Consider the following 21,470-nt stretch of genomic DNA (forward strand, 5'->3'; position numbering starts at 1 on the left):
TCACATCAGAAGGTTCAGTACGTTTCTGCTGTTTTCCATTCTGTGGAGAAGGCCTGTTATCGTCACCTGTCTCAGCAGTTCGTCTTTGATCTGTTCCATCATGGTCTCTTCGACCGCTGGTTCGAATGTGCCCTCTGATCTGAACAGTTCCAAGTATGCATTCAGCACGTTTCTGGCGGAAGCTTCCAGTCTGTTCATCCAGGCACCGATGTTTCCTCTTGTCTGAGAAACCTCTTCCAGAACCTGAACGATGGTTCTCAGAGCCTGCTGAGAGTCCCTTGAAATGTCTGTTTCGAAAAGCTTTGACAGCATTTCTCTAAGATCTGGTATGTTCATCGTGATGTTCTGTCCCTCGTTTGGACCTGTCTGTACCACAAGGTTTTCTCCTTCAAAGATCCTTCTGTTGTTGTACGTGGTCTGCTGGATCGTTCTTCTTACACCCTGAAGTATCCTGCTGTATTCCTCCTGAAGGAGAGATCTTTCGTTCTCTGTGAGGGTTGGGCTGGATGCCTGAACAGCGAGTTCCCTGGCTCTCTGAATGGCTACCGTGATGCTTTCAAGCCCGGCGTCTGCTGTGTTGAGAAGTCCTATACCACTGTAGATCTGCGAAAGGGTCGATCTGTATCCTTCAATCTGATTTCTCAGCCTCTGCTGGATAGAAAGTTCCGAGACAGAGTTGAACCGGTAAACGGTTCTGTTCGTTCTTTCAGGGTACAACTGTTCTATGTATCTCACCAAACTGACATTGTCGATCCTCATGAAGATCCCCTCTTTCCTTTTTAATTCTTGCACGATCGTTACTCTTTTTCAACCTGCTGTTCTTTTGAATCTGAAAAGAAGAGCAAAGGCCATCAGTTGAGAGAAGAAAGAAACAAGGATCAGATAAAGGCGATTGGTATCGTAAAGGATCCCCAGAATCCAGGATCCCAGAAACCAGAACACTCCATACACCGTGAAGAACATTCCGTAGGCAAAACCACGCTTTTCCTGTGGAACTATCTTCGCAACGACTGCCCTCATGATCGATTCCTGAGCACCCATGCCTATGCCCCACAGAGCCGTTCCTGCAAAGATGAGAGGGAAGTATCCGGAGAACGAAAGTATCGGAAAGAAGGCAGAAAGAAGCACAGGATAAAGGAGTGCTGAAAAACCCCTTTTGTCGAAGAGATACCCGAAAACGAGTGCACTCACGGCATCGACCGCCATCGCAAGGGAATACACGGCAGGAACGAGAAAATCTTTTGCGATTTCAAAGTTCTTCATGTGGTACGCGATCAGAGGAAAATCGGCAAATCCAAACGCTATCATCGAAACAACCAGCAGGTAGAACCAGTATGTACGTCCCAGGTTTTGATCGGTGAACCTGTCTTTCTTCACCTTTTCGGTCCGGGCAGAGGGAAACACAATGCGTGCCGTGAGGAGAAGTGCGAGCGCGACAAGGGCGGGTATGAAGAGTACGAAGAAACAAAATCTGTAACCTTTACCAAAGGCAAGGGCAAAGGTGATCGAAAGTGGACCCAGGATGGCTCCCACCTGATCCAGCGCTTCGTGTATTCCAAAACTCTTGCCTGTTCCTATCTCCTCCGCTGCAAAGGAAAGGAGCGTGTCTCTTGCGGGTGTTCTCAATGCCTTTCCAAATCTTTCCATTAGAATCAAAGCGAGTGCCACCTGCCAGTTTCCTGCAAAGGCAAGCATGGGAACGGCCAGAAGGTTCATAACGTAGCCGAGAATGGTGAAGAGCCAGTACTTCCTGGTAACATCGCTCAAAACACCAGATACAAGCCGAAAGGCGTATCCTATCAGTTCTCCCAATCCCACTGCGAAACCCAGCACTGCAGCGCTCGCTCCGAGGGTTTTCATGAACGGCCCCACGATGCTTCTTGCTCCTTCGTACGTTATATCCGCAAAGAGACTGACCAGCCCAAGGAGTACAATGAACAGAAAGGCCTGTTTTTTCGACATACAGTTCCCTCCATGTAGCAGCGTTCGATTATAGTATAATGGAGTGGAGGGGAAAAGATGAAATGGATGGAAATCTATGAAAAGCTCGTTAACACGGATACTGGTCCCGATCTTTCCATGGAAGAAAAACTGAACAGAACATCGTTTCTGGCGGAAATTCTGGAGAAACTCGGATTCAGGGTAGAGAGAAGAAAAGCCGCTCATGTTGCCTTCCTTGGAGAGCCCCCCTACGTAACCCTCATAGGTCACCTCGATACGGTGTTTCCCGAAGGAGAATCGAAGAAAAGACCTTTCAGTGTGGATGGAAGCATCGCAAGAGGTCCCGGTGTCTGTGATATGAAAGGGGGAGTAGTGGTCCTTCTTGAAGCCCTCGAGAGGTTTCTGAAGGAAGACAAAGCGAATCTCTGTGTTGTGCTGAACGTGGATGAAGAACTTGGATCTCCCGTAAGCAGGGACACTTTTGAAGAAGTTGCTGCGATGAGTTCTCACTGTCTTTCCTTTGAACCGGGAAGAGAAAACGGAGAACTCATCTCCTCCAGAAAAGGAATCATCTCTCTCTGGCTGTTTGCACACGGAAAGAAGGGACACGCCTCAAGACCAGACGAGGGTGTGAACGCCATAACGGAGATTGCTTTCAAGGTACTGGAACTTTCTTCTTTGAACGGGAGGTTTCCCAATTTGACGATAAATCCCACCATTGTTAGAGGAGGCACCGAAAGCAACGTTACACCAGATAAGGCGGAAGTTTATTTCGACATCAGGTACTACGAGGACAAAGAATTCGAGTTTTTGAAGAAAACCCTGGAGAAAATCTCCACCGTGCACCCTGAGGCAACAATCTCCTACAGGATAAAGATCAGAAGATCCCCCATGAAAGAAGATCCGGTTTTTGTCAGTACGGTGAAAGAAGCGGCCGAAGAGATCGGGATAAAGCCTGTTTTCGTGAGGGCCACAGGTGGGGGAGATGTGGCGTTCTTCTCACAGAGAGGGGTTCCTTCTGTGGATGGACTCGGAATACCGGGAGGAAGAATGCACTCTGAGGAAGAATACGCAAGAATCGACTTTTTTGAAGAGAGGGTGAACCTTGTCGTTCATCTTCTGAAAAAGATCCGGAGGTGAAAAAATGTTTGTAGATACAACTCTTCGGGATGGTCATCAATCACTCATTGCTACGAGGATGAAAACAGAGGATATGTTGCCTGCCCTCGAGGCTTTCGACAGGATGAACTTTCACTCCATGGAAGTCTGGGGCGGTGCGACCTTCGACGTTGCGGTCAGGTTCTTGAACGAGGATCCCTGGGAGAGATTGAAGAAAATAAGAGAAGGATTGAAAAACACCAGAATCCAGATGCTTCTGAGAGGACAGAACCTTGTTGGCTACAGACACTACGCAGACGATGTGGTGGAACTCTTCATAAAGAAGGTGGCAGAATACGGCCTTGATATCATCAGAATCTTCGATGCTCTGAACGACGAAAGAAACCTCCAAAAAGCGATAGAAGAGTCGAAAAAACACGGTCTTCACGTTCAGGGAGCGATCAGTTACACTGTAAGCCCCGTTCACACCCTCGAGTACTACCTTGAATTTGCAAGAAAACTTGTGGACATGGGTGTGGATTCCATTTGCATAAAGGACATGGCAGGCCTTCTCACGCCAAAGAGGGCTTACGAACTTGTAAAGGCACTGAAAGAGAAGTTCTCCGTTCCTGTGGAGGTTCACTCCCACTGTACAACCGGCTTCGCACCTCTTGCGTACCAGGCGGCCTTTGAGGCGGGTGCGGATTTCTTCGACACGGCCATCTCTCCTTTCTCCATGGGAACGTCTCAGCCTGCTTTTGAATCCATGTACTACGCCTTCAAAGGAAACGGAAAAGAAGATTTCGACAGGGAGGCTCTGAAATTTCTGGTGGAACACTTCACCAAAGTGAGGGCCAGGTACGTCGAGTACGACGTGGGAATGAAGTATCCTGACTCCAGGATCATATTCTCCCAGATTCCAGGAGGGATGTACTCCAACCTTCTGAAGCAGTTGAAAGAACAGAGAATGGAGCATCTTCTGGATAAGGTGCTGGAGGAAGTTCCTCGGGTTCAGAAGGACCTGGGATATCCCCCACTTGTCACACCGACGAGTCAAATCGTTGGTGTTCAGGCCTTTTTGAACGTCGTCTACGGAAGATACGAGAGGATAACCAACGAGACAAAAAACTACGTGAAAGGGCTCTACGGAAGACCCCCTGCACCGATAGACCCGGAACTGGTGAAAAAGATTCTTGGTGACGAAAAACCCATAGACTGCAGGCCCGCTGATCTGCTGGAGCCCGAACTGGAAAAGGCAAGGGAAGAACTTGGCGTCCTTGTAGAGACGGACGAAGATCTTCTCGTAGCCGTCATTCTTGGAGAGGTTGGAAAAAAATTTCTGAGGAAAAGATACGAGGAAAAGATAGGTGTGGATTTCAACTATCTGGAGTCTCTCTCTGATTTCACAGACGACATGCCCGTGTACCCGATCTGAACTTCGAAGACGTTGTTTTCTCCTTCTCTTCTGTAGACGATCTTGAAGCCGTGCATTTCGAAGAACTGTCTTGAGAGGTACAGGCCCATGCCTGTGCCCTTGCTTTTCTTTTTCTTTTCGAACAGATTCGCACGAACCTCATAGGGTATCTCTGGTCCGGGGCTTTTTATAATCACCCTGTCCTTTCTCACGTGGATACGGACCGGTCCTGTGGAATATTTCACGGCGTTCTCTATCACGTTGTAGAAGGCTCTGAAGAGCTTTGTGGGATCTGCCTGGATCGTTGTTTCTTCTTCGTATTCTAGAAAGACCCTTTCTGGAAATCTTTCCGCAACGTCGTTTACAAGTTCCACCAGGTTCACCGGTTCTTTTCTCAGTCTTTCGATACCGGCCTCGAGTTTTGCGAACTCGTAGAATTCCTCCACGATCCTTTGAAGGCTCTCGTCCTTGACTTCGTTCCACAATAGCGATTTTACATCGTGAACAAAGCCGGTTACAACATCTTTCAACCTTTCGGTTTCTTTTTCCTGGATGACAGTGTTCTGAACGAGTGTGTTGATTTCCTCCGAGAGTTTTGTGATCTCGTCGTTCAGGAAGTCATCGAACGTTTGCTTTCTGGAAATGGATTCTCTGAGTTTCAGGAGGCGTTTGCTCACAAGAACCTGCGTGGCAACACTCACCAGAAGTGCAGAGAAAAAAGAAAAGATGGCAACGTCTATGAAGTTCACTTTGGAACCCCAGAAGATACTAAGAAGAGTGGTGTTCACAAGAAACGTGATGAGAAACGTGCGCAGAGCGATCATCTTCCTCCCCCCACAAAGGTGTATCCTATTCCCCAGACCGTTTTTATGTACCTGGGCCTGTTCGGGTCGTCTTCTATGGCTTTTCTGATCCTCTTTATTACCGTGTCGACAGCCCTTGGTGAGACAGGCTCTTCCCAGAACGTTTCCAGGAGTTTTTCCCTTGTCACAACCTTTCCTGCATTTTCCACCAGAAAAAGAAGAACCTCGAACTCTCTTTTGGGAAGATGAATCCTCTTTCCTTTCAGATAAACGGTTGCACCGGTTGCATCCACCTTCAGTTCACCGAAGTCATAGAGGTTCTTCTTTTGCCTCTCCAGGAATCTTTTCACTCTCGCAAGGAGGATATCCGGGTTAAAGGGCTTTGTTACGTAGTCGTCCGCTCCCGCTTCGAAACCCTTCAGAACATTCTCGTCGTCCGAAAGCAGTGTGAGGAGTATCACCCAGGTTTCAGGGTGTTTCTCTTTTATCATCCGACAGAGTTCGTATCCGCTGTAATCGGGCAGTTTCACGTCGAGGACCACAACGTGGAAAATTTCCTCACCGTCGAGGAAGTCCTCTCCGGTGAGAAAGGTCTCCACGTGCCCCAGTTCTGAAAGCTTTTCCCTGAGGATCTCCAGAATTTTTTCATCGTCATCGACAACGGCAATTTTCCACATCAAGAAAATTTTAACATTGGAATGAAGGAAACGAAAGCAACTATCACAATGACGGGACCGGGTGGTAGGTTGAGGATGTAGGCGGCAAGAAAACCAGAAAAGAAGGTGAGTACATTGAACACAATGGATATCACAACCAGCGATTTGAAAGATTTTCCAAACGTTCTGGCAACCAGTCCGGGAAGTATCAAAAGGGCCCCCGTGAGAATAACACCTACCACCTTGACGGTTACAACCACGGTGATCGCTATGAAAGAGGTGATCAGAAGACGCACAAAGCCTGTTTTGATACCATAGAACTGGGCCATTTTCTCATCCACGATGAAATACTTGATCTCCCATCTAAACAGCAATATCAAAACCGTGTTTATCACCAGAATGAGAGATGTCAACATCACATCTGAACGGTTCACAAGCAGAACATCTCCGAACAGAAATCCCATCACATCCGTTTGGTATCTTCCCGAAACGGAAAACAGCACAACCCCGATGGCCATGAAGAGCGGAAGAAGGATACCTATGGCGCTGCTTTCGTGAAGTTTTGAACGGGAAAAAAGAGTCACGGCCAGAGCAAAAACCAGCGCTGTGGCGAAAGAGATCAGTCTGGGATCACCACCGAGGAGGGCAGAGAGTGCAAGACCGGCAAAGACCGCGTGCGCCGTCCCATCCCCTATGAACTCCATTCTCTTGAACACCACAAAGGGAGAAACGATGCCAGCCAGAATGGCGGTGAGTACACCACCGATGAAAGCCGTTCTCAGAAATTCGTACTGGACGAGATCATGGAAGAAGTTCAATTTTTTCCCTCCCTGTGAAATATCTCGTAGTGTTTTGGTCCTCTGATCCAGATGTCAAAATCTGTAAAGATCTTCTTCAAATCATCCGGGCTGATGGTTTCCGTTGGGCCGTGACAATGAAGAGTTCTGTTGAGACACATGACCGTGGTGCATTCTCTGAAGACCATACCGATATCGTGGCTGACCATCACAACCGTGATGTTCCTTTCCTTCCTCAATCTGTTCAAAAGTTCGTAGAACGCAGCTTTCCCCATTTCGTCCACACCGGCTTCTGGTTCGTCGAGCACGAGGATGTCCGGTTCGGACAGCAGGGCCCTTGCAAGGGACAATCTCTGGAACTCCCCCCCAGAGAGATTTCTTATGAGATCGTTTTCTTTGTGGGAGATTCCAACGTTGATCAGGGTGGATCTCACCTTTTCCCAGTCGATTCTTTTTGACCTTCCGTACATTCCCATGGCGGCAAACTCTCTCACAGTCATGGGAAAATCCCTTTGAACCTCTTGAGTCTGTGGAAGGTATCCTATCCTTCCTCTTATCACAACCTTTCCTTCGTAGCCTCTTATTTCCCCTACCAGGATTTTCACCAGGGTGGTCTTTCCTGCACCGTTTGGGCCGATTATTCCAACGAATTCCCCTTTTTCGACGGAAAATGTTATGTTCTTCAGTATCTCAAAATTCCTGACTCTGTAGGTGAGGCCTTTCACTTCTATGATCTTCATCTCAGTGCCTCCTCGATCGTTTTCAGGTTCTTCTTCAAAAGTTCCGAGATGGTCCTCTCTCCACCTGTTCCGAGAGGATCCAGTACGGAGCTATTCATCTTCAGTTCCTTTTCAAGGGATGTCAGCATCTCGCTTGGTTGCTGGGGTTCCCTAAACAGCGCCACTATTTGACTTTTCTTTTCGAGGATCTCTCTGATCGTGGAGAAACTCGTTGAGTGTTCGTGCCCACTGGAAAGAGAAAGAAGTTTCAGGCCGAGCTCTTCGAACAGATACAGAAAACTTGGATGCGACATGACTACGATCTTTCCTCTGTGCGGGAAGAGTATTCTGAAAGACTCCATGATCACCTCGTTCAATTCTTCGATGAGTTGCTTTGTGTTTCGCTCTATTTCCTGCCATTTTTTTGGAAATCTTTCAGAAAACACCTGACACAGACCCGGAACGATGTGGTATTTGAGGAAGAAGGGATTGAGCCATACATGAGGGTTCTCACCCTCCAGGAGTATCTTGGGGATGAAGTCTGAAACGTACACGGTCTTTTCACTGTATCTTTTCAGATAAGGTTCAAGGCCCATTCCGTTCGCCACTATCAGGTCTGCCTCTTCCAGCATTCTGGCGTCGGTTGGTTTCAGCGAGAAAAGATGTGGATTCGCGTTCGGTGGAACAAGAAGAACCACACTGGAACTATCTCCCAGGATCTGAGAGACAAGCAAGTAGTACGGATTTATCGTGACCACAACCTTTCCAGAAAAAGCGATCAAACCGAGCGTGAGTATCAGAACGAAGAACAATCTTTTCATGAGGATCACCTCCTGCAGTTTTCACAGACACCGTATATCAAGAACAGGTGACTTTCCTCTGAAAAACGGTACTTTTTCTGGAGTGCGTCGATGAGTTCTCTGGCACATTCTTTGAACGGAAAGAGCTTTCCACATCTTTCACACACCATGAAGTGGTAGTGGTTGTCTCTTCTGAAAAAGTACCTCACACCTCTGCTCACACTGAAAGATCCGACGAGCTTTCTTTCCTCCAGGAATTTCAACGCCCTGTAGACTGTGGAAAGGTTCACCCCAGCCTTCTTGTAAATCTCTTCCGCTGTGAGGGGAATTTTCGACTCTTCGACGATCTTCAGGATTTTCTTTCTGTTCTCTGTCATTCTCATGCTCTCACCTGCAAATGCAAAGCATTTGCAAGTATTATTGTACCACTGGGATCTTCTTTTTGTCTGTAAAAACAATATTTCTAAAAAGTCAGAACCGACGTTCTAAAATATGCAATCAGTCGGTTTTGAACGCTATGCCGAATTATGGTATAATGAATACGAAAAACAACATATCCTCATTCTCCTCGAAGAATTCTTCGATTTTTTAAGTGCACTGATTTTTAATATCTAACTTTGTTAAAACAAATTCGGGAGGTGATCCAGTTTGAAGGTCAGATACTATACGAGCGTGACGCAGGTAGAACAACTGAGTTCTGAAGAGAAAGAAAGACTGAAGAGAGTGGAAGAGAAATTCAGATTCAGGGCGAATTCCTACTATCTTGGCCTCATCAACTGGTCGGATCCGGATGATCCGATCAGAAAGATCATCATACCTGAAGAGGATGAACTCGATGAATGGGGATCACTGGACGCATCCGGTGAAAGGTCTTACACGGTTGCCAAGGGGCTTCAGCACAAGTATCCAGACACGGCCCTTTTTCTCGTAAACGATGTGTGTGGAGGATTCTGCAGATTCTGTTTCAGAAAGAGGCTTTTCATAAACGTTGGAGCCGAGGTGATACGGGACATCACGCCCCAGCTCAATTACATCCGCTCACATAAAGAGATAACAAACGTTTTGCTCACGGGTGGTGATCCTCTACTTCTGTCCACGGAGAAACTGGAGAAGATCATCGGTTCTCTGAGAGAGATTGATCATGTTCAGATAATAAGAATCGGAAGCAAGATCCCGGCGTTCAATCCCTACAGGATAATCGATGACCCTGAACTTTTGAAAATGATCAGAAAGTACAGCACGAAGGAGAAGAAAATATATGTGATGACGCAGTTCAACCATCCAAGGGAGCTGACAGAAGAGGCAGTAGAAGCGGTGAATCTTTTGAAAGATGCAGGAGCTGTTCTCTGCAACCAGACACCTCTTCTGAGAGGGATAAACGACTCACCGGAAACCCTGGGAGAGCTACTTGACAGGCTATCTTTTGTTGGAGTGACACCTTACTATGTGTTTCAAAACAGGCCGGTCTCTGGAAACAAAAAGTTTGCTGTGCCAATCGAGGAAGGGTACGAGATCTTCACAAAAGCTATTTCAAACCTCTCTGGTGTTGCCAAGAGGGTAAGGTACGTCATGTCTCACAGAACGGGCAAAATAGAGATAGCGGCTCTGACGAAGAATTTCATCGTTTTCAAGTATCATAGGGCGCACGACGAAGAAAACAGAAGAAAGGTGATGGTCTACAGAAGAAACCCGAACGCTTTCTGGTTCGACGATTACACAGAATTGATAGAAGAGTACACGGTTTGAAGAGCTCCCCTTGCGGGGTGCTTCTTTTTTCTTCCAAGGCAAGAAGAAGGTATCCAACGACAAGCCAGACTGACTCTCTCGAGTATGGTGCTCTCTTTTCTGAGAAGACAAGTAGAAGGTAAGGTGCTTCTTCCAGAAAATCTTCCCCTCACGTTTTCATAGAAAGCCTTTTCAGATCTTTCGCAGACTCTTCTGATCTGTCCTTTCAGTTTTTCGTCTTCCACGATGAGGAACCTCCAAGGCTGGGCGTTCATGCCAGAAGGTGCCTCTCTTCAAGAGGAGGCTTTTCTTTTTCGAACTTTCGAACGGTCTTTCTCCTTTTTGCAAGATCGTACAGCATTTTCAAACCTCCGAGAAGACGTACTTTGGGATACGTGCCTTCACGGTTTTACTGGGGTTCACCAGCTGGGAAATCTCGATGTCCACACAGAGGCTCGCGATCATGTAGGCATCTTTGAACGGTATGGTCTTTCTTCTTTGAATGAACCACACTGCTTCTCTTGTTACTTCCTTCAAGGCTTCCTCGATGTCTGGTAGCGAAACAACGATGTAGTAGGAATCTTTTGTTTCCACCATGGGCCATTTGATTTCTTCTCTGGCGATATCTACCTCCACGACCACTTTCGCAGAGACTTCACACGCAGAAACACAAACCTCACCATCTGCCATCGTTGCGTGAACATCTCCGAGGGCAAACAGTGCACCCTCGTGGTAAACGGGAAGATAGACTGTGGATCCTTCTGTGATCTCTCTTGTATCCATGTTTCCTCCATGTCTGTGGGCGGTCCCTGTGGGATATTCTCCCTCGGGCGGGGCGACACCGATCACACCGATCATTGGATGAAGGGGTATTCTGATGTGATCGAAGAGGACTGCCCACCTTTCTATCTCCAGTTCTTTCGAGTGAAATCCTTCTATCTCATCCCCAAGAACACCAAACCCTTTCCCGGTCACGATCACACCCTTCTTTGGAAGTTCGATCCTCTTGATCCGGACGACCAGTGTGTCACCAGGTTTTGCTCCATTGACGTAGACAGGTCCTGTGGCAGGATTCACCTTTGAAAAATCGATCTTTTCGTAGTTTCCCCCAAGGGCATCGATCGTTTCGAAGATCACTTGCTCACCTGGGTACACTTCCTCTGCTGGCGTCATGTAACTCGAAAAAGAATACACGTGTCTTTGAGACGGAACGATTTTCATGCTTTCATCTCCTTACTCACACTTCGACCATCCACAGTTTTTGCAACTCACACATCCTTCCTGCTTTATTAGAGAATTCTTCGAAAGACACACGGGACAGTAAACGTTTCCCTCGTCGTCAACGTAGTATCCGTTTTGCCATTTCAGGTTGTTTGCCACGATGAATTTTTCTCTTTCTACCGGCTCTTCTTCAGTTTCTGACTCCTCTTTACCCGTTCTGAGCCAGAGCCTTGCGAAGTCATCGAGAGCCTTCTTTATCTCTTCGGCAAGTCCCCGGCAGTAGTCCCCCTTCACCTTCGAGAGTTGTTCTATGATTTCGTCCATGGAAACACCCGCTCTAAGCGCTATGGAGGAGAGTCTTCCGATCGCTTCGGCCATTTCGGTGCCATTTGAGATGAATATCTCCACGGCTTCACCGGTGTCGTCGAAGGATATCGTTATGTAGGTGGTCCCGTCCGGTCTTTTGTACTTTCTCGTGACGCTTCTGAGAGTGTCCTTTCTTGGTCTTGGATGGAGTTTCATCTTCTCGTCAACGACGAAGAACTGTACCTTCGGTGCCTCAGGTGTTTTAAGGGCCTTCGTGAGTACCTGTGTTTGAAGGGATCCATCTCTGTAGATGGTGATGCCTCTGACGTTCGTTCTGAGTGCTTCGAGATATACGTTGAGAACGTCGTCCACCGTTGCGCTCTGTGGCATGTTGATCGTTTTGGAGATGTTGTTGTCTACGTATCTCTGGAACGCATCCTGCATGAGAAGATGATCGATGGGATCTATGTCGAGTGCAACCACAAAGACTCTTTTTATTTTCTCTGGAACGTTGGGAATGTCCTTCAAACTTCCCTTCTCTATGAGTTCATTCTCAATTTTTCTGAGGATCTCCGGATCCAGTTTTTCCCTGAGCACCTGATTCACGTAGAGAAGGGGTTCTTTTGTTCCATCTTCCTTCGTCATGTATCTGGTGTAAGCGAGAAGGAAGTTCGGTTCCAGTCCGGAGGAGGTGTCGGCTATGTTCGAAATCGATCCCGTCGGAGCGATGGTCAAGAGTGCCACGTTTCTTCTGTACTCTCTGGTCATCTTCATGACTTCTCTTATCTCATCGTCATAGTTGCTGGTTCCCATGGCGAAGGGCACAAATCCTTCTTCTGTTCTGTATCTGGAGATTTCAAGCAATGGGAAATTCCCTTTCTCTTTTCCGAGTTCATAAGAGACCCTGTGGGCGTGAAGCGCTATGAAAGCCATGAGGTTGGAAGCAAAGTCGCGTGCTTCCTGTGAGTCATAGGGGAGTTCCAGTTTGTAGAGAAGATCCGCAAACCCCATTATTCCAAGACCGAGTCTTCTGCTTTCCTTGACAGCCTTTGTGATCTTGTCTATCGGAAACACGTTCACGTCGATGACGTCATCGAGAAAGCGAACAGCTATTTGAACGAGTTCCTGAAGGGCTTCCAGATCGACAAAACCGTTGTTGTAGAACTTTGCAACGTCGATCGAACCCAGGTTACACGCTTCGTAATCGGAGAGTCCAATCTCTCCACAGGGATTGGTGGAGTTGATCTTCCTGTGTGGGTAAAGGGGATAGTACCTGTTCATCTCGCCGAGGAAGGCAAGTCCAGGATCGCCACTCCTCCAGGCGTTGCTGGCGATCTTTCTGAAGAGTTCTCTTATCTTCACTCTCTTTCTGATGGTGCTTCTTGGATGGGAGAGTTCCAGCTCACCATCTTCTTCGTAAAGTTTAAGTATTTCCTTTTTGTCCATCGGGATACCAACGGAAAGGTTGAAGAAGTTCAGCACCGCCTCGCCCGTGTTCTCTCTCTTTGCGTCTATGAATTCTTCTATATCAGGGTGGTCTATGTTCAGAATACCCATCAGGGCCCCACGCCTTCTGTACCCCTGTTTCACAACGGAGATGGCAGAGTTGAAAACGTGCATGAAAGAGACAGGACCTGATGCCTTTCCGTGTGTGCCCGCAACGAAGCTTCCTTTTGGCCTCAGTTCGGAGAAATTACTTCCTACACCGCCCCCCACTTTTGTGATGAGTGCGTACTCTTTCACCGCTTCAAAGATCTCTTCTATGCTGTCACCAACAGGTACAACGAAACAGGCAGAGAGCATGTGAAGATGGTTTCGAGTTCTGTAGATCTCCTCGTAATCTTCTAGGGTCATCTGGTCGATGGGTTTCCAGAGAAGTTCGTACCTCACACCGAGTCCCGCGTTGAAGAGTGTGGGGCTGTTGGGAAGGAACAGTCTCGCTTTCAAAATTTTGAAAAAGGTATCCTCCCATTCCTTTATCCTGTCGAGTTTTTCACCTTTTTTGTAAGACGGGTTCAAAAGTTCGGCGGTTGCCACCACCCTTGCCACCCTTCTTGCCACGTCTTCCCACCTGGTTTCCAGGTATTTTCCATCCAAATCTCTCATGAAGTATCGATCTTTGAGAATCGTTTGCGCATTCCTGGAAGGTTCAACATCGATCCACTTTTCGATCAGACTGGACAGTTTCATGATACCCCTCCTGGTTTTTAACAACATATTGTGTATTCTTTCACAGAAATTCAACATGTGGTGGGATTTCCCGAAAAATTATACTCCATTTTTCTGTGAAAACACCGAAACAATCCTGGGAAATTTCTAAAGATTTTCCGTGGTATCCTTGAGGGGGTGAGAAGTTGAGAGTGAGAGAAATAGAGGTAAAAAGCGCTTTGACTTTTTCTGAGGCCAAAAGACGGTACACTCTCAGCCCTTACGTGGGCTGTACCAACTCCTGTGTGTACTGCTACGCCAGAGACTACGCACGACGTTACAGGGAGATGAAGTGGGAATCGGAGGTCGTAGTGAAGAAGAACATAGCAGAGGTTCTGAGAAAAGATATCATCAGAAAAAAGCCAGGATACGTCTTCATGAGCACCATGTGTGATCCATATCAGCCCATCGAAGAAAAGTACAGGCTCACCCAGAAATGTCTTGAAGTTTTTCTGGAGTTTCCCCTTCTGGAGATCGAATTGATGATTCTCACAAAATCCACCCTCGTTCTGAGGGATCTGGACCTGTTCAAAAAGATGAAGAAACTCACAGTTGGACTCACCGTCACAACCGATGACGATGAAATTCGAAGGATCTTTGAACCCAACGCGGCTTCCATAGAGGAAAGAATCGAAGTTCTGAAAACCTTGAAGGAAAACGATGTGCGAACCAGTGTTTTCATCAGTCCCATGCTTCCGATGGACCCGGAAAAACTATCGAAGATGCTGAAACCATACGTAGATTTCGTCTTCATAGATGACATGCACTACAGGTGGCGCGTAAAAGAGTTCTACGAAAGACTGGGACTCTCCTGGGCCCTTGAGGATGAGTTTTTCGAGAAAACCAGAAGGAGATTGCTCGAACTTTTTCAAAAATGAAAGGGGCGATTCGTCCCTTATGCTCTGAACATCTCTTTGAGTGAGGTGTAGAGTTTTTTGAACTTCCCGTGCAGTTTTTCGTAAACTTCTGTGTTCTCGGAAACAGGATCTGTGTAACTCTTCACATTGAACCACTCTTTTGAGATCTTCGCAGGGTCTTCTTCCGTTGCACCGGAAACGGCCAAAATGGCGGCTCCGTAAGAAGCCCCCTCATCCACAACAGGTTTTTGTATTCTAAGCCCAGTCATATCCGCAAGCATTCTGTTCCACACTTTGCTCTTCGATCCACCACCGGTGATCCTCACGTTTTTGAGTTCCACTCCAAGTTCTTTCAGTATATCGAAGGAATCCTTGATACCGAAGGCAACCCCCTCAAAAATCGCCCTCACCATGTCCCATTTGGTGTTGTAGGAGGAGATTCCGAAGAAGACACCCCTAGCGAAAGGATCACGGTGTGGTGTTCTTTCACCGTTCAGATAAGGAAGGAAGACGATTCCGTTTGAACCGATCGGTACTTTCTCCACCTCATCGTTGATCGTATCGTAGTCTTCGCTCAAGAACTTCTCTTTGAACCACTCCAGCGAATACGTAGCAGAGAGCATCACACCCATGTGGTACCTCGTATTTGGAACGGTGTGGGCGAAGAAATGAACCCTGCCCTTTGGATCCGGTTCTTTTCCTTTCGTGGGAGCCAGAACGGTACCGGAGGTACCCAAACTCACCATAACGTCTCCAGGTTCCACAACGGCTATTCCAAGGGCGGCACAGGCGTTGTCTGCACCTCCTCCTATCACGAGGGTGTCTTCGGAAAGATCAAGGGACCTTGCTACATCAGGTTTCATTCTTCCAACCACACCGTTCGATGGAATTATCTCCGGAAGTATGTGTTCTGGTATTTTGAGTTCCCTCAGAACGTCTTCGTTCCATCCCATCTCAGAGACACTGTACATCACCGTTCCAGAAGCATCGGAGTGCTCTGTTTTCACAGCACCCGTGAGCATGTAGTTTATGAAGTCTTTGGGAAGCATGATCTTTGCGATCTTTTCGTAGATCTCTGGTTCGCGTTTTCGAATCCACAGTATCTTGGGAAGTGTGAAACCTGGAAGAATGGGATTTCCGACCAGCTTGAGAACGTTCTCTTCTCCTCCGAGTATCTGTGTGGCTTCTTCACATTCTTCGTATGTTCTCTGATCGCACCAGAGGATAGCGTTTCTCAAAACCTTTCCATTTTCGTCTATCGCCACAAGACTGTGCATCTGTCCACTGGTGGAGATCGCTCTTATTCTCCCTCCGATTTCCTCTGATCTTCCGGAAAGTTTCTTCAGTATCTTCCTGACGGCCTCCCACCAGGAAAGAGGGTCCTGTTCCGCCCAGGCGGGTTGAGGAGTGATCATTGAGAGTCTTTCGCTTGCCGCAAACAATATCTCTCCCTTTTCGTTCACAAGGATTCCTTTCACACCGGTCGTTCCCACATCGAGCCCCACGTACAGATCCATCACGCAACCCTCCCATTCTGTCTTCTCTGACCGGATGCATAGTACATGATTTCTTCCTGTGTGACTTTTTTCTCTCTGTTGTCTAAAACGGCGGTGATCTCACCCTCCCACATGACAACTATTCTGTCGCTGAGATTCAAAATCTCTGGAAGCTCTGAAGAGATCATGATCACGGCTTTTCCTTGGGCGGCCAGTTCTCTGATCATCCTATGTATCTCCGCCTTTGCCCCGACGTCTATTCCACGGGTAGGTTCATCGAAGATCAGAATGTCGGCGTTCGTGGCAAGCCACTTAGCGAGAACCACCTTCTGCTGGTTCCCGCCAGAGAGATTCTCGGTGATCTGGTATATGGATGGTGTTTTTATGGAAAGCCTCTCCACGTACTCTTCGGCCATTTTATCTTCTCTCTTTTCATCGAGCACAAGACCCCATTTGCTGATGCTCTTCAGCGATGGAAGAACGATGTTGTCCTTTACCGTCATTCTCAGCACGAGCCCCTGGAGTTTTCTATCTTCCGGTATGAGTCCTATCCCCAGTTTTATGGCATCCTCTGGACTTTCTATTTCAACCTCTTTTCCGTTCACATATATCTTCCCGGATTCTTTCCTGTTCACACCGAATATCAGAAGCATCGTTTCTGTTCGTCCGGCTCCGACAAGACCCGCAAATCCCAGAACTTCCCCTCTTCTCACTTCGAAGGAGACGTTTTTCACCTTGTCTTTCCATTTCAGATTTTCGACCTTGAGGGCAACTTCCCCGGGCTCTGTTTCTATCCCGTGAGGGAAGAACTCCACTTCCCTTCCCACCATGAGTCTTATAATCGTGTCCACGTCGAACTCGCCTTTTCTCAGTTCACCCACTCTCTTTCCATCTCTCATCACAACGATCCTGTCGCTGATTCTTGTGACCTCGTCTAATCTGTGTGAGACGAAGACCACGGAGATACCCCTTTTCTTAAGCATCTCTATGATCTCGAAGAGCCTTTCTGCTTCCTCCACAGTGAGAGACGAGGTGGGCTCGTCCATGAAAATGATACGGGGTTCCTTCACCAGTGCCTTACATATCTCCACCATCTGCCTCTGTGCGGTGGTCAGTTCTTTTACCGGGGCATCCGGAGGAAACTTCGCACCTATGAGATCGAGCAGTTCTTTTGACTTTTCGTACATGAAATCTTCATCCACCTTGCTTGAAAGGTTTCTTTTTTGACCTCTCACCGCCTCGTAGGCGAGAAATATGTTCTCGGCAACCGTCATGTTGTCACACAGGTTCAGTTCCTGATGGATGACACTGATTCCTTTTTTGAACGCATCAACTGGAGAGTGAAATTCCACCCTTTCACCGTTGATCAGTATCTCACCGGAATCGGGTTTCAGGACACCTGTGAGGATCTTTATCAAAGTTGATTTCCCTGCACCGTTTTCACCGATGAGAGAAACTATTTCATTTTCATGAACCTCGAAATCAACGTTGTCGACCGCCAGAACTCCTGGAAATCTTTTCACCACACCCTTTGCTTTCAGGATCTCCAACTTTCATCACCTCGTGAAAGGGAGGGGAACTCCCCTCCCGTGTCCTCAGAATTTTATCGGGATTCCGAGTTCTTCCATCTTCTTCAGGTATTCATCGAGATTCTCCGGTGTAACGACATCGACACCCGTGTCGATGACGTAGTCCACTTTTCCATCGACGGTGGCCTTGGGAAGCATCATCAGAGTGTTTTGAACACCTATCTTGTTCATCAGATAGAGCACCGTGACGGAGAGGTAGCCCATCATGTAGGGTCTCTGTCCCATCGTTGCCTGGATAACGCCTTCCTTCACGTACTGAAGAATGTCCGGGGTTGTGTCGAAACACACTATCTTCACTTTTCCAACCTTTCCAGCGTTCTTCACCACGAGTGCCTGACTGGGCCCGTTGTAGGCGTAAACACCAAAGAAGGCATCAAGATCCGGGTGAGCGTTCAGGGCTGCCTCTGCGAGCGCTACCGCCTTTGCTCCATCTTCTTCATCGTTGAGTATGTCGACTATCTCTATATCCGAATCTGCGATGGCATCTTTGAATCCCTGGATCCTCTGAAGTGAGTTCATCGCCGTGAGAGAACCCGTTCCGATGACAACCTTTCCTTTTCCACCGAGGAGTTCTTTCATGATGAGTCCAGCGGTGTATCCTGCCTGGTAATTATCCGTTCCAATGTAAACGTACCTTCCACTGTCCGGAGAATCCGTGTCCAGCGTTATCACCGGTATTCCCATCTCGAGAGCCTTTTTGATCGTGGGAATGACTGCCGTTGGATCAGACGGTGCGATGGCGATTCCATCAACTCCTTCGGCTATGAACGACTCGAGCATCTGAAGCTGGGCGTTGATATCTTCCTTTTGTGGAACGAAGAACTTCGTGTCCACTCCGAGAGCCCTTCCCGCAGCCTTGACCCCCTGTTCAACCTGGGACCAGTAAGGATGGACGGATTTTCCGATGACACCGATGGTGAGAGCAAGAGATAAACCTGTGATCAGCACAACCGAAAGAAACACCAGAAGTTTTCTCATAAGAACACCCCCTCTTCAGAGTGATTCACTCCACGTACACCCACATCTTTCCTCTGTAGCTTGGGTCTTCAGGATTCACTCCTTTTCGTCTGAAAAGTTCTTCCAGCGTGACGAACTCGTAACCTCGTTTTCTGAGTTCTGGAATGAGCATCCTGAGAACCTCGACGATGGGATGTGGTTCTGGCTGTACGTCGTGAAGAAGAATTATTGCTCCATCTTTGACACCATTTAGTATGTTGTTCACGATCTTTCCTGGATCTCTATCGCAACCTGCCCAGTCGAAGCCGAGAACACCACCAATGAAAGGCATGTCTATCACTTCGAACATGACATCACTCACGGCCAGATTCGGTGGCCTGAAAAATCGAGGCTTTTTCCCTGTGTATTTGAGAATCAACTCGTTTGTGCGATCGATATATTCTCTGATCGTTTCTTGGCCCTTGCTGTCCAGGGGCTCATAGTTCCACGAATGATTCTCCACTTCACATCCCATAGATACCATTCTCTCGAGGATCGCCTTTGTGTTTTCGTTCAATCTTTGTCCTACTACAAAGAATGTGGCCACAACGTTGAGCTCTTCCAGAGTATCAAGAACTTTCGATGTGAGTTTCGTATCCGGACCATCGTCGAAGGTCAGGGCTACCAGTTTTTTCCCTTCGTTTTCATCGGCGAACATCAAACTCGCTGTGATCAGAAGAAAAACGAAAAGTGTTCGAACGTTCACTTGCTCGAAAGCCTCCTTCTTAGGATATCAAGTGTCACCGCCACAACGATGACGATACCAATGACCACGTTGTGCCAGTATGTCGAAACGTTGAGAAGAACGAGAGCGTTCCACAGAAGACTGATGATACTGGCACCTATGATGGCTCCAAGGACGCTTCCTTCTCCCCCCGTGAGACTCGTTCCCCCGATCACGGTGGAGGCTATGGCGTAGAGTTCGTACATGTTTCCAACACCCGGTTGTCCCTGCGAGAGACGGGCCGCCACGATGATTCCCACCAGACCGGCGAGGAAACCAGAGACCATGAAGGCGATCATTCTCACCCTGTCCACGTTGACACCGGAAAATCGCGCCGCGATTTCGTTGCCCCCTGAGGCCCTCAGATGTTTTCCATAGACCGTTTTCCTGAGGAAGAAATCTGCAACAAGAGCCACCACAAGAAGAATCCACACCGGAATGGGTATCTTCAGAACTTCACCCTGTCCGATCTTTAAAAAAGAAGAGGGAAGGCCTATGATCGGCCATCCCCTCGTGATCACGGCAGCCATACCGCGAGCGATCGTCAGAGTGCCGAGTGTGATGATGAAGGCAGGAACTTTGAGCTTCGTTACGAACAGACCGTGCCATGCACCAACTCCTATAGAAAAGAACAGAATGAGAATCAGAGATAACCACACAGGAACTCCATGTGTCATGAGCCATGCGACCATGACCCCAGTGAGTGCCACCATGGAACCAGGGGACAGATCGATGGCTCCTCCACCGGAGATGATCACAAAGGTCTCACCGATTGCCAGAAGGCCGAATATGGCGATCTGTCTTCCAAGGGCCTGAAGGTTGAACGTTGTCAAAAAGCGAGGATTCAGAACAGCCGTGAAGGCAGCAAGACTGATGAGGGCAACAAGAGGTCCAAGTTCCCTGAAGGCCTTTTGTCTGAACTTCGATGCCAAGTTATTCCCCCCTCAGTAACACCTTCTGAATATCTCCTCCATGTCCTTTGCCGTCAGATTCCCGGGTGTTACAACGACAACTCCATTCAATATTCTGTAGCCGGTTTCTGCCATCTTCGGTATGTCCTCTTCTTTCACACCAAGTTCACTCAGTCTTTTGTTCAGTCCGAACATCTCTTGGAAGTCTCTGAGTTTTTTGATGGCGAGTTTTCCGGCTTTCCTGTCGTCTGTTTCGTACACCCCGAACACTTCTCTTCCGATGATGGCGAGTCTTTCATAGACGTGGTCGAATATGTACTCGAACAGATAGGGTCCCGTGATGCACAGTCCAAGACCGTGTGTGATCTCCGGGTAAAATCCACTGAGACCGTGTTCAAGCGCGTGGTTTGCAATGACACCGGTCAGTGTTTCCGTGATCCCTGCTTCGGTGCTTGCCCAGGCAAGGTTCGTCCTGGCTTCCATGTCCTCTCCGTTTTCGTAGGCGACAGGAAGATACGTCACGATTCTCTTCATGGCATCCAAAGAGAGAACGTCTGAGTAAGGATTTGCGTTTATGTTCAAAAATGCCTCTATGGCGTGGTAGAACGCATCCATCGAAGTGTAAGCGGTCTGATCTTTGGGAAGGGTCTTCATCACCTCAGGATCCACCAGGGAAAGAACGGGGAAGGTGTTTCTGTATCCGATACCCACTTTCTCTTTTGTTTCAGGATTTGTGATCACGGCGAATGGGTCGGCTTCCGTTCCCGTTCCGTGGGTGGTCGGAATGGCAACGACGGGGATGGACTTTTCGGGAATCTTTCCCCCTCCCACGGGAACGTAGTCCCAGAATTTTCCTTCGTTTGGAGCGGTGATGGAGATCGCCTTTGCACTGTCTATAGGGCTTCCACCACCAAGTCCCACAATGAAATCTATCTTTTCTTTTCTCACGATCTCTGCGGCCTCATCCACATGATCCGATATCGGGTTGGGAACGATCTTGTCAAAGACGATGCTTTCAACCCCTGCTTTTTTGAGAAGATCCTGAACTCTCTGGAGAAGACCCGTTTTTTTCGTGCTGGACCTTCCAGTGACGATCAGCGCTTTCTTTCCCAGTGTCTTTGCCCTCTCTTCCAGTTCATCTACTGCTCCCGCTCTGAAGATTATTTCTGTTGGAAGATAACATGATATCTTGAACATACGTTCACCTCC

The 21,470-nt window shown here is 47.9% G+C and carries 21 protein-coding genes; 4 read left to right on the forward strand and 17 right to left on the reverse strand.

What is annotated here, in order from left to right; genetic code table 11:
* Positions 1-759, reverse strand: coding sequence for a flagellin (locus AS006_RS01605; RefSeq protein WP_199167263.1), 759 nt, complete (start codon positions 757-759; stop codon positions 1-3).
* 48 nt (positions 760-807) lie between these two features.
* Positions 808-1,962, reverse strand: coding sequence for an MFS transporter (locus AS006_RS01610; RefSeq protein WP_101512619.1), 1,155 nt, complete (start codon positions 1,960-1,962; stop codon positions 808-810).
* Positions 1,963-2,019: 57 nt separating this feature from the next.
* On the opposite strand from AS006_RS01610, the gene AS006_RS01615 reads away from it, so the two are divergent.
* Positions 2,020-3,081, forward strand: coding sequence for a M20 family metallopeptidase (locus tag AS006_RS01615; RefSeq protein WP_101512620.1), 1,062 nt, complete (start codon positions 2,020-2,022; stop codon positions 3,079-3,081).
* Between the two features lie 4 nt (positions 3,082-3,085).
* Positions 3,086-4,474: a pyruvate carboxylase subunit B gene (locus AS006_RS01620; protein ID WP_101512621.1), complete on the forward strand. Its 1,389-nt coding sequence runs from the start codon at positions 3,086-3,088 to the stop codon at positions 4,472-4,474.
* Here the strand turns inward: AS006_RS01620 and AS006_RS01625 are convergent.
* The 6 genes from AS006_RS01625 to AS006_RS01650 are packed head-to-tail and all read right to left on the reverse strand — an operon-like array spanning position 4,420 to position 8,611.
* A complete protein-coding gene (locus AS006_RS01625; protein WP_101512622.1) occupies positions 4,420-5,277 on the reverse strand; it encodes a sensor histidine kinase KdpD in 858 nt (285 codons plus the stop codon). The genes AS006_RS01620 and AS006_RS01625 overlap by 55 nt on opposite strands.
* The gene (locus tag AS006_RS01630) at positions 5,274-5,933 is read right to left on the reverse strand and encodes a response regulator transcription factor (RefSeq protein ID WP_233185585.1); all 660 of its coding nucleotides are present in this window, start codon (positions 5,931-5,933) and stop codon (positions 5,274-5,276) included. Before AS006_RS01630 ends, AS006_RS01625 begins: the two co-directional genes overlap by 4 nt.
* Positions 5,933-6,730, reverse strand: coding sequence for a metal ABC transporter permease (locus AS006_RS01635; protein ID WP_101512624.1), 798 nt, complete (start codon positions 6,728-6,730; stop codon positions 5,933-5,935). The genes AS006_RS01630 and AS006_RS01635 overlap by 1 nt, the downstream gene beginning before the upstream one ends.
* On the reverse strand, positions 6,727-7,449 hold the full coding sequence (locus tag AS006_RS01640) for a metal ABC transporter ATP-binding protein (RefSeq protein WP_101512625.1): 723 nt from the start codon (positions 7,447-7,449) through the stop codon (positions 6,727-6,729). Before AS006_RS01640 ends, AS006_RS01635 begins: the two co-directional genes overlap by 4 nt.
* Positions 7,446-8,258 carry a metal ABC transporter substrate-binding protein gene (locus AS006_RS01645; protein WP_369819740.1) on the reverse strand — a complete coding sequence of 271 codons (813 nt, stop codon included), beginning with the start codon at positions 8,256-8,258 and terminating at the stop codon, positions 7,446-7,448. The genes AS006_RS01640 and AS006_RS01645 overlap by 4 nt, the downstream gene beginning before the upstream one ends.
* Complete coding sequence (locus tag AS006_RS01650; protein WP_101512627.1) at positions 8,255-8,611, reverse strand: Fur family transcriptional regulator; 357 nt, start codon at positions 8,609-8,611, stop codon at positions 8,255-8,257. Before AS006_RS01650 ends, AS006_RS01645 begins: the two co-directional genes overlap by 4 nt.
* 265 nt (positions 8,612-8,876) lie before the next feature.
* Between AS006_RS01650 and AS006_RS01655 the strand changes: the two genes are divergently transcribed.
* On the forward strand, positions 8,877-9,974 hold the full coding sequence (locus AS006_RS01655) for a KamA family radical SAM protein (protein WP_101512628.1): 1,098 nt from the start codon (positions 8,877-8,879) through the stop codon (positions 9,972-9,974).
* Here the strand turns inward: AS006_RS01655 and AS006_RS09555 are convergent.
* The 3 genes from AS006_RS09555 to AS006_RS01670 form a co-directional block, all read right to left on the reverse strand.
* On the reverse strand, positions 9,941-10,228 hold the full coding sequence (locus AS006_RS09555) for a hypothetical protein (protein ID WP_369819741.1): 288 nt from the start codon (positions 10,226-10,228) through the stop codon (positions 9,941-9,943). The two genes, AS006_RS01655 and AS006_RS09555, sit on opposite strands and share 34 nt — an antisense overlap.
* An 88-nt stretch (positions 10,229-10,316) precedes the next feature.
* On the reverse strand, positions 10,317-11,174 hold the full coding sequence (locus tag AS006_RS01665) for an acetamidase/formamidase family protein (RefSeq protein WP_101512629.1): 858 nt from the start codon (positions 11,172-11,174) through the stop codon (positions 10,317-10,319).
* A 12-nt stretch (positions 11,175-11,186) separates the two neighbouring features.
* Positions 11,187-13,670 (reverse strand): adenosylcobalamin-dependent ribonucleoside-diphosphate reductase, encoded by a 2,484-nt coding sequence (locus tag AS006_RS01670; RefSeq protein ID WP_101512630.1) that lies wholly within the window; start codon positions 13,668-13,670, stop codon positions 11,187-11,189.
* A 170-nt stretch (positions 13,671-13,840) separates the two neighbouring features.
* Between AS006_RS01670 and AS006_RS01675 the strand changes: the two genes are divergently transcribed.
* Positions 13,841-14,566, forward strand: a complete 726-nt coding sequence (locus tag AS006_RS01675; protein WP_233185597.1) for a DUF5131 family protein — start codon at positions 13,841-13,843, stop codon at positions 14,564-14,566.
* A gap of 17 nt (positions 14,567-14,583) precedes the next feature.
* On the opposite strand, the gene xylB is transcribed toward AS006_RS01675, so the two are convergent.
* From xylB to AS006_RS01705, 6 genes are read right to left on the reverse strand one after another with little or no spacing between them, the layout of a single operon-like run.
* A complete protein-coding gene (gene xylB / locus AS006_RS01680; RefSeq protein WP_101512632.1) occupies positions 14,584-16,062 on the reverse strand; it encodes a xylulokinase in 1,479 nt (492 codons plus the stop codon).
* Entirely contained in the window at positions 16,062-17,591 is a 1,530-nt protein-coding gene (locus AS006_RS01685) for a sugar ABC transporter ATP-binding protein (RefSeq protein ID WP_101512633.1), read from the reverse strand. Before AS006_RS01685 ends, xylB begins: the two co-directional genes overlap by 1 nt.
* A gap of 45 nt (positions 17,592-17,636) precedes the next feature.
* Positions 17,637-18,608, reverse strand: coding sequence for a sugar-binding protein (locus AS006_RS01690; RefSeq protein WP_101512634.1), 972 nt, complete (start codon positions 18,606-18,608; stop codon positions 17,637-17,639).
* Positions 18,609-18,633: 25 nt separating this feature from the next.
* Complete coding sequence (locus AS006_RS01695; RefSeq protein ID WP_233185587.1) at positions 18,634-19,332, reverse strand: polysaccharide deacetylase family protein; 699 nt, start codon at positions 19,330-19,332, stop codon at positions 18,634-18,636.
* Positions 19,329-20,282 (reverse strand): ABC transporter permease, encoded by a 954-nt coding sequence (locus AS006_RS01700; protein ID WP_101512635.1) that lies wholly within the window; start codon positions 20,280-20,282, stop codon positions 19,329-19,331. The genes AS006_RS01695 and AS006_RS01700 overlap by 4 nt, the downstream gene beginning before the upstream one ends.
* Positions 20,283-20,294: 12 nt before the next feature.
* Entirely contained in the window at positions 20,295-21,458 is a 1,164-nt protein-coding gene (locus AS006_RS01705; RefSeq protein ID WP_101512636.1) for an iron-containing alcohol dehydrogenase, read from the reverse strand.
* Positions 21,459-21,470: the final 12 nt, after the last annotated feature.

Origin of the sequence: Thermotoga sp. SG1, assembly GCF_002865985.1 — a bacterium.
GTDB lineage: Bacteria > Thermotogota > Thermotogae > Thermotogales > Thermotogaceae > Thermotoga.